Below are 9,525 nucleotides of genomic sequence, written 5' to 3' on the forward strand. Positions count from 1 at the left end.
TGAGGTCATGGTATTCGGCAGAGCAATCATGGCTTGCGCTGGATTTTCCAGATAAAAATCGGGTGAATAGATGATATACAAGGTACTGCCTGGCGATTTCCCAGAGGTGCACCAGCCATCTGGACAATACATTTCATTCGTGCCCGTTAACGTCTCACCAGACGATAACTGCAAAAGACCAGGGGGGAGTTCCTGTGAATTCCAATAATCATCACCATACAATTTCAACCAATCCGTGTCCCAGCTAGTCGTCCCCAGTGAAAACACCAGTGGAATCGTTGGGTTTTACTTCGAGTGAACGGCAATATGCATGACCGAATTGCTCGTGGCGCAAGAAGGATCGCGTTCAAAATGCCAGGGATGCCCCTGATCATCTTTATCATCTTTATACTCTTTATCCTTACAGAATAAACCTTTCCCACCTGCGGGCACTTTCCTCGTTGTAATAGTAGCTCCTTCTTTTTTGGGAATGGTGCATGTGTTACCGCTCCGCCGCGCAATAGAACCGACTGGGGAAAAGCATTGTGTACCATACATTTGGGTAAACTCAAAGGTTTCCTCGGCGCTACTTGGGGAACTGCGATAGATACAAAAACCCAGATTCCCCTCATGATTCCCCTTATGAGAAGAGTGTTGCCAATCTTCTGCATAACCTCCATCAATTAATGCCAAGCTGCAGGCAATCACACCTACACTTTGTAATAATCTCACCTTTCTCATTTTGATGCTCCTTTAATATGGGTTTGAGATAAACGGCTGAACGACTGACTTTCTCGTAAAACGGTTTTGCCAGCCAATCTGTCCGCACGTTTTTCATATTCATCTATTTCTGTATGATTTATGTTGCGGCACACTGTGATACCACGCAGGGAATGATCCCAGAATATTGCAGATGCACATTAACGCACCTGATTTTCTTTGGCTTCTTGTGCAAATTTTGCGACTGCTTGTGAGGTCATGGTATTCGGCAGAGCAATCATGGCTTGCGCTGGATTTTCCAGATAAAARTCGGGTGAATAGATGATATACAAGGTACTGCCTGGCGATTCCCCAGAGGTACACCAGCCATACGGGCAATAAATTTCATTCGTGCCCGATAACGCACTAGTAGACGATAACTGCAAAGTGCTAAGGGGAAGCTTCTGTGAATTCCAATAATCATCACCAAACAATGTCCACCACCAACCAGAGCCATTTGTCCCCAGTGAAAATGCCAGTGAGCGTTCTGGTCGTTCGGTCGAGTGAACGGACATATGCATGACCGAATTCCTGGTGTCGCAAGTAGGGGTTAAATCACGTTCAAAATGCCAAACCTGCCCATGATCATCTTTATCAACACAGACTAAACCTGCCTGGTTTGCGGGCACAGGGATCTTTACAATAACGGTCTTTTCTTGTTTGGGAAAGGTACATTTGCCACCATCACACGAATCATCGCCGTCTGGATACATACATTGTGTACCAGGTGTCTGGGTAAACACAAAGGTTTCATCCTGCGTAGGCGCTACACTGTTATAGACACAAAAACCGAGATTCCCCGTGGCACCTGCATAACCTCCATCAAACAACGCCACATTGCTGGCAATCACACCTAAACATTGTAATAATTTTATCTTTCTCATCTTGATGTTCCTCTAATAATTGGGTTGGAAATATACGAGATATAATATTTAATTATTTTGGCGAATCATAATAAAACGCCCCTATGAGGTTGTTGGAAATTGCTTTAGATGCCAGATCTAAAGTCTAAAAACACGAACATCCCTGGAAGTTATGCTACAGATTGTTTTTTGTTTTGTCTATCATTTTGTAAATAAAAAACAATAATTTTAACTAATTGTCATAAATTATTGTTATGAGTTTTAGCTCTGACCATCCTTCCTCCCGCTGTCATGGTGCTGAGCACCTATGCGCTTTGAAAAACACCCCGCCTTGCAAGGCACCCCTCTTGAAAAGAGGGGAATAACGGCTGGTGGGCGGAAAATATGCAGAGTTGTTATGAATAGGGTAAAAGAGCAGGTAACGGATAAGCAAATACTATGCTAGAAGCTATGGCACGATTAAAATCACTTGGGGTTCTGTCGCTTGCAGATACCCTGTCGTAGAAATGGTGAGAACCAGCAGCAACTATGCCTGTCGCAGCTGCACCGCAAAGTATATGTGCTATATCATAAGAAGAGAGCTGCTTTTCTATTTTATACCCAAATATGGCTGGAGACAGATACTGTTGAAAAGCCAACCTGGCAAGTTCTGATACCATTCCACGGACAAATCCGCAGATTTCGTGCCCATAATTTTCCTCAGGAATATATTTTTCACATAAATATGCACCTCCACCATCAATAAATCCATGTATCGCACCATTTAAAAGCGTCCCCATGAGCTTATTTGACCACTCTGAGTGTGAGTGATGATGCAGCTGGTTTGAAAACTCCCACAAAATATGTTCCATTACCCCACTTAATATTGCCTGAATCGACTTGTGATCCACAGCACTGGTCATTTCCAAATACTGGAATATACTGCTGAACATTCGACCGCCTAATTCAATAGACGGTTTTATTATCTTATCTGTCAAAGGTTCTTCTTTTGCTTCTGAGAAATAATCAACAATGGCATTTAAACTTGTGGTTGTAATAATAGAAAGTATCAGTGCATTAAGCATGACTCGCCGTTCTATAAGACCATTATTGTCCAGCTGACTTGAGTAAGCATCTTTGGTGTAAGCCAGATATATTACAGAGCTTGATATGGCAGGAACGATAAGCTCTTTAACTGCTGATTGAATAGTTTCATAAAAATCTGAATCCTTAAGATTTATGATTTGATCGTTTAATTTTGAAGATACTCTACTACTTTGCTCATAGATAGCCTCAGGTTGGTTAGCCAATAATGCTTGAGGGTGAACTGAAAACACATCCCCGTAGGGAATATTGAATACATCTAAGAAATAGCTCGTAATATCACCGCCTTGATCTATGGTGACAGCATTAAAGCCATTCTTTTCAAACGAAAAATAATCATAACTCAGTAGCGTCTGTGCGCTATCATCTATAGAAACTGGTCTCCTGCTTTCATCTAATTTAAACTTAACTGTCTGGTTGTTTCTATCATATAGAGTGAAATCACTGTATGAATTAAATACTAACTTAGACTCAAAATATTTATCATCGTCACCGTAGACCTTAGCAGTCAAGGCTTTATCCCTGAAGTCGTATTTATATGTTAAAGCTTGATGATTAAAATATGGTAACTTGATATTCTGAAAATAGTTCTCTGCATGGATACTGTCTAGCAAACCGTAATTTCCGTAATGGTATGCATATCTATTTAGACCCTCTTGTAATGTTGTTGTTTTATCTTCAGTTGTCATTTGCATTGACTTTCCTGATGAGAAATCAGCTGATAGCTTCTTATTGGCAATGTTATCAAAGTTAAACTTAATTCCCAATATTTGTTGTAACTGCGAAAACGTAACCGTGTCTGAGTGACCTTGGAAATTCACACTTATACTTGAAGCGGCATAGTCTATTGCATATGCCGAAATGGTTTTATATAAATTGCTAAGCCTAGTGCCAACTTTTGTCATGGCATTGTCTATTGCAAACTGCACCACATTGGTAAGCTCGTCTCCTTGAGCATTTCTAATAGAATTTACCCTTTTTATTTCACATTTATTTTTTTCAGTGCTGAGATTGACATAGAAGATATCAGAAATAAATTTTTGTATTCCGAGCATGCGATCAATCAAGGAGGTCGACTTGAGTATATCGTTATATTCATCGAAATATTGAAACTCTTTTTGCAAACCTGAAGGGTAAGAAATAGAGCTGAGTTTATTAAATGGGTTATACGTAAATTTTGTTGTTTCAGATACAGGGTTGGTGACGGATTGAATTAATTTTTCCTGATTTACCTGATCTATCAGCACAGTAGCCATCTTCTGATCATTTTTTTTAATGATGACTTTATTATCCGTGGGGAAATATTCAAGCGTTATGTCCATTAAAATCTTTTCGCTCTCTGATAAGCTTCGAATACAAATGGTTGTCAGTGAGGACTTAGCATAAGAAAATTCGATGGTTATGCCGTTAAAGTTGTCTTCTACTTTTACAGGATGTTGTCCACGGTCAAATGTAAAAGCTTTTTGTTCAGTAGAGTAAGTTGAGCTGATATCGTCATGCTTCTCACTGGTAACTTCATAGTACTTTGAGTTGTATTCTATGGCGGTAACGTTCTGATTTTCATAGATAAGTCTTGGAAGTATATTTAAGCCCCATCCATAAAAATTACCTTCCTGTGAAGAGTCATAAGTTACCGAAAACATGCCTGTTTTGGTCGTATAAATTTCAATAGGAAAAATATCAATGCTTTCCTGGTTGTGTTTTAATCTCTTGTCAGCCTTATTTTTTTTCACCTGCTCTAGTAAGCATTGGGGCAGGTGATTACCAAGTTTTTTACTATCCATAAATTCTGCATAAATCTGATCAATGTTGTCAGGAGCTATTTGCTCAGTAAATGTATATTCTTCACCATCCTCTTCCAGGGCGAATGAAACATATAAATTTTTATACGCTTTTAAGGCATTCTCCATACGTCTCTTAGTCTCAGCTTGCAGCTCTGACTCGTCATCATAAAGATATCTCAGCTCTCTCCTCAGGGGCTCATAAGCCTCTGCAAAATATTGTTTTGCCATATCCTGTAATGAGGACCATGGATATTTACCCTCAGCAAACTCCTTAGGATTTATGATTGCCACCTCCCCAGTGTTATACAGCCAGTTTTTATAAGGAAATTCAGTAGCATTAAAGCCTGTATCCTTGTAATACAATTTTTTACGTATAGATTGGTCATTATTTAACAAGTCTGTAATACCAGCTGGCTTCACATAAAATATTGGTCCAGGGTAAACTCGTGGGCAAAGAGTATAGAATGCGCTCGGAGTGCTAGACACTAACCTGCCATTAATGTAGGTACACACGAATTTTCCAGCTGTTGTTGCATAACTCTGTAAGTAACAGAACAACGATGCAGGTACAATAATGGCTCGAAGAAATTTACTCATCCTAAACGATCTCAATTTTATGATAACGGTTATCATTATGCTTAAACACAATTAAATAGCAAGCTTCAATTATCAGGAAACTGTTTCATAGGCTATACATGTGGTACGAGAAATAACTATATCTGATGCAAATGCTGAAACCAGCAGCAACCTCAGGCAGAAAAGGCGGGGCAGCCAACTGCTTAGAAGCGTGACCAAAATAAATTCATAAATAGAATTTATTTTTACTAATTGTGAATGTTTTTTTACCTGTCAGTGGTTATAATGTACCCGAAGTAAACATAGATATGGGCGTATGTATGAGCTCTGCAGTGTACAATCTGAATTACTATCTGTTAAAGCTGTTTCACACAATATATGAAACAAAAAGTATTTCATCTTCAGCTGAGAAACTTTTTGTAACTCAGTCAACGGTAAGTAATGGGTTAAACAGATTAAGAAGTATTTTTAATGATCAATTGTTTTATCGCAAGGACAATATGATGGTACCAACAAATCGTTCCATCAGCTTGTTCCCAGTGGTTACTCAAGCCATGGCGCAATTTGAGCGCTTATCTTTTTACGAGCAGCCTTTTGATCCTAAAACAGTAGCAAGTCATTTTCGCATAGGTATTTCCCCCATTTTGCAGGTGCTTATTTATCCTGAACTGTTGATGCGTATGAAAAAATATAAAGTCACTCTGGATGTTGATGTACTAAGGGTTCCGAAGAACTCTATGGCTGTTGATTGGCATGAATATGATTTTATACTTACGCAGATGGATTTTGTTCATGGTTACGAAAGAGCCTTTATGTATGAAGATGAGTTTCTTGTGCTGATGAACAAACATCATCCTCTTGCAAATAAAGGTGTACTTGATATTAAGGACTATGCAAAGGCAACTCATGTAGCTACTCATTATTCTTCCCAAAACGATTCAGATCCATTAAATGCACTTCTTAATAAGCACCAGATTAGTCGGAACATATTAGCAACCACAGATAATTTGGGAGCCATATATCAGTTAGTTCTGGATCATAACTGCGTGCTAACGTCAACGAGTAGCTTATACCAGATGTATAAGAAGCTTTTTTTTATGAATTTAGCCGCATTAAGGCTGAATGTTGAGCCAAACAAAATATCATACTATCTCTATTATTCGGATAAGGTCATGATTGAGCCATCCCATGTATGGTTTAAGAATGAAGTGTTGTCCTTAGTGAAAGAAAAGCTTTGCCTAAAAACGTAAAGCCCTTAACCGTTCTCCAAACGCTTATTACGCGAAAGGTTTCCACAGACCGATTGGTCGATAATCAGTCTGTAGCAAAAAGGGGAGGGCAGTTGCCCCAGTTAATTTTTCAAGTAGTTCTTACGATGCTTCATTTAAGACGGTTTGTCTGTGGGTCATGTTTTGTATGTGTTGCTAATTGACTTTTACTTTACCCCTACTTATTCTGGTTGGGAGAAAAATGACTGTCTGGTCATTTCGTGCTCCGTTTCGCGCAGGATGACAGTGGGCTGAAAGTCTGTTTAAGCCTGGAATTCTGAAAGTTAATTGAAAAGGTGAAGTATTGTGCTAACAGGTGTAATCTGCCATACCGCTTGGCTAAGGAGAAGGAAGTGACGACGCGTCTAAAAACAATCATCAGTGGGCTGATTTTGGTATTGGTTGTGATCGCTTTAGCGCTGGTGTGGCGCTTTTCACGGGAAGATGCAACAGCTTTATCAGGGTATATTGAGGCAAATCTGAGTTATATATCCCCAAGTGTGTCGGGCAAATTGGTCACCCTGGCAGTGCATAAAGGGGAATATGTTAAAAAAGGGCAAGTGTTGTTTACGTTAGAAACCACACCATATCAGCTGAAATTTGAATCTGATCAACAGTTGACGCTTGCCGATAAATACAATTACGAGGATCTGTTGACGGGCAAACAACAGCCTTATATTAACCAGGCTGAAGCAGAGATTGCTAAGGCAAAAGCAGATTTAAACTACGCTCAACTAAGCTACCAGCGTGCAGCATCTTTACTTAAAACAGGGGATATCTCACAGCAGGAGTACGATCTGGATCTGTCTCAATATGATCAGGCTCAGGCGCAGTTAGCAACGCTGAACGCGCAATTGGAGACCTATAAGATTAGTGCACGGGATAAACTGATCCAAAGTGCGGATGCCAGGTTTCACTCCAGTGAGAAAAATCAGGAATTATCGCAATGGAATCTGTCCGAGACACAGGTTTCCTCACCAGAGGCGGCGATGGTGTTTGATACCTATTATTGGGTGGGAGAACAAGTACAAAGTTTCAGACCAGTGGTATCTTTGCTGGTACCACATCAAATCAAGCTTATTTTCTATGTGACAAAAACGCAATTACATGAGATTGGCATTGGGCAAAAAATCTATTTTACGGTGGATGGTTCGGCGGAAAAGACAACGGCGACGATACGCTATATTTCGCCAGAAGCTGAATATACCCCGCCTGTCATCTATAGCCAGTCAACTCGTACAGATTTAAGCTACCGAGTGGAAGCGGCGGTTGAACCAGGTCTGGATAATGGACAAAAAGTATGGCACCCAGGACAACCTGTGAGCGTCTATCTTCAGGGAGTGCGGTAATGACCTTTGTCATTGATGTGAAGAATATCAGTAAAAGTTTTTATGGAAGAAAAGTTGTTAATAATGTTGCGCTTCAAGTGGAAAAAGGCGATATCTACGGCTTTTTAGGACCTAATGGTTCTGGTAAAACGACGACGATTCGCATGATTTGCGGGCTTTTGACGGCTGACAGCGGAGAAGGGACCTGTCTTGGGTATGACATCAGAACTGAGGGCTTTTTCATCAAGCAGAAAGTTGGTTACATGACACAAAAATTTAGCCTCTATAGCGATCTGACGATAGAGGAGAACCTTCATTTTTTTGCCAGGCTTTTTAATGTTGCAAATCGCAAAGAGAAAGTACAAAAAATCATCGATCAACTGGAAATTGGTCGGGCGCGCAAAAGCCAGCTTGCAGGAACCTTATCCGGTGGCTGGAAACAAAGACTTGCCCTGGGCGTTGCGACAATTCATGAGCCAGAGCTGCTCCTGCTGGATGAGCCAACGGCGGGTGTTGATCCAAAAGCCAGGCGTGATTTTTGGGATGAAATTTTCCGTTTGGCGCAGCAAGGGATCACGACATTAGTGAGCACACACTATATGGATGAAGCTGAACGCTGTAATAAGCTTGCTTACGTTGCCTACGGTAACTTATTAGTCAATGGCACCTGTGCTGAAGTCATCGATTCGGTGGGTCTTAGAACGTGGGTGGTGCGCGGGGAGAGCTTATCCTTATTGCAAAAGGGACTGCAGGAAAATGATAAAATTGCTCAAGTCTCGGCATTTGGTCTGGATCTGCACGTGAGCGCGTCAAAAAGTGTTGATATAACGGATATCATTAGGAGTAACAGCAGATATAACTGGCAAGAGATCAAACCCTCGCTTGAAGATGTTTTTATTCATTTAATGCAACAACATCAGGATAACTTTTCATGAAGCAGCCACGTATTTTTAGCCTGCAGCGCTATATTGCAGTAATGACAAAAGAGTTCACTCACATGATCCGCGACAGGATCACTTTTGCGATGGTTGTGGGTATTCCGATAATTCAATTGATCTTATTTGGCTATGCCATTAACAGCAATCCGCGGCATCTGCCGACGGTTTTGAACAATTATGACAATACGCCAGAGGTAAGAGCATTAGTCTCAGCCTTGCAGAACAGTCAATATTTTGATATTACCCATGTCAATCTTTCTGAAAAAACGGCACAGACCCTGATGCAAAAGGCTGAGACTCAGTTTATTATTGAAATCCCGGCAGGATTCACCCAAAAGATGTTACGGGGTGACAAGCCGAGCATATTGCTCGTTGCTGACGGGAGTGATCCTTCTGCCTCTGGCAATGCCATTAATGCCATCAACGAGCTGACAAATAGAGTGTTTCAGCGTGATTTCATGAAAAATGGACTGACCTATCTGCAAGCAGAAAAACCAGCCTTTAATGTAGTGGTGCATAATAAATATAACCCCGAACAAATTACTCAGTACAATATAGTGCCAGGGCTCGCAGGCGTAATTCTGACCATGATTTTGGTGATGGTGACCGGGCTTGCTGTCACGCGTGAGCGTGAGGTGGGGACAATGGAGTCGCTTTTAGCAACACCCGTGAGACCGCTTGAAGTGATTCTTGGTAAGATCACGCCTTATATTCTTGTGGGTTATGTGCAATTGCTGTTGATTTTAGTTTCTGCGATTATGCTTTTTAATGTGCCATTTTATGGTAATGTCATGCTGCTTGTTCTGGCGACATTCCCATTTATTGTGGCCAATCTTCTGGTAGGGATTACTTTTTCAACCCTGGCGAAAACGCAGCTACAAGCGATGCAGATGGCTATTTTTTTCTTTTTGCCCTCAATCACACTACATGACACCTAAATATCGCCT

At 40.7% G+C, this 9,525-nt stretch carries 8 protein-coding genes; 4 read left to right on the forward strand and 4 right to left on the reverse strand.

Features of this window, described 5'->3' with window-relative positions; genetic code table 11:
• The 4 genes from CU053_RS06150 to CU053_RS06165 all read right to left on the reverse strand — a co-directional run.
• Window positions 1–267 (reverse strand): hypothetical protein (locus CU053_RS06150; protein ID WP_233263350.1); only part of this gene is annotated, 267 nt, incomplete at its 3' end.
• A gap of 18 nt (window positions 268–285) precedes the next feature.
• Window positions 286–720, reverse strand: a complete 435-nt coding sequence (locus tag CU053_RS06155; protein WP_100550443.1) for a hypothetical protein — start codon at window positions 718–720, stop codon at window positions 286–288.
• A gap of 179 nt (window positions 721–899) precedes the next feature.
• On the reverse strand, window positions 900–1,622 hold the full coding sequence (locus CU053_RS06160) for a hypothetical protein (RefSeq protein WP_100550444.1): 723 nt from the start codon (window positions 1,620–1,622) through the stop codon (window positions 900–902).
• Window positions 1,623–1,996: 374 nt separating this feature from the next.
• Window positions 1,997–4,888, reverse strand: a complete 2,892-nt coding sequence (locus CU053_RS06165) for a hypothetical protein (protein ID WP_100550445.1) — start codon at window positions 4,886–4,888, stop codon at window positions 1,997–1,999.
• 476 nt (window positions 4,889–5,364) lie between these two features.
• Between CU053_RS06165 and CU053_RS06170 the strand changes: the two genes are divergently transcribed.
• The 4 genes from CU053_RS06170 to CU053_RS06185 all read left to right on the forward strand — a co-directional run bounded on the left by CU053_RS06170 (window position 5,365) and on the right by CU053_RS06185 (window position 9,516).
• Complete coding sequence (locus CU053_RS06170) at window positions 5,365–6,294, forward strand: LysR family transcriptional regulator (protein ID WP_158107045.1); 930 nt, start codon at window positions 5,365–5,367, stop codon at window positions 6,292–6,294.
• A 371-nt stretch (window positions 6,295–6,665) separates the two neighbouring features.
• The gene (locus tag CU053_RS06175) at window positions 6,666–7,661 is read left to right on the forward strand and encodes an HlyD family secretion protein (protein ID WP_158107046.1); all 996 of its coding nucleotides are present in this window, start codon (window positions 6,666–6,668) and stop codon (window positions 7,659–7,661) included.
• A complete protein-coding gene (locus CU053_RS06180; protein WP_100550448.1) occupies window positions 7,661–8,575 on the forward strand; it encodes an ABC transporter ATP-binding protein in 915 nt (304 codons plus the stop codon). Before CU053_RS06175 ends, CU053_RS06180 begins: the two co-directional genes overlap by 1 nt.
• Window positions 8,572–9,516 carry an ABC transporter permease gene (locus CU053_RS06185; protein WP_100550449.1) on the forward strand — a complete coding sequence of 315 codons (945 nt, stop codon included), beginning with the start codon at window positions 8,572–8,574 and terminating at the stop codon, window positions 9,514–9,516. Before CU053_RS06180 ends, CU053_RS06185 begins: the two co-directional genes overlap by 4 nt.
• Window positions 9,517–9,525: the final 9 nt, after the last annotated feature.

Source organism: Caedibacter taeniospiralis (assembly GCF_002803295.2).
GTDB lineage: Bacteria > Pseudomonadota > Gammaproteobacteria > Francisellales > Francisellaceae > Caedibacter > Caedibacter taeniospiralis.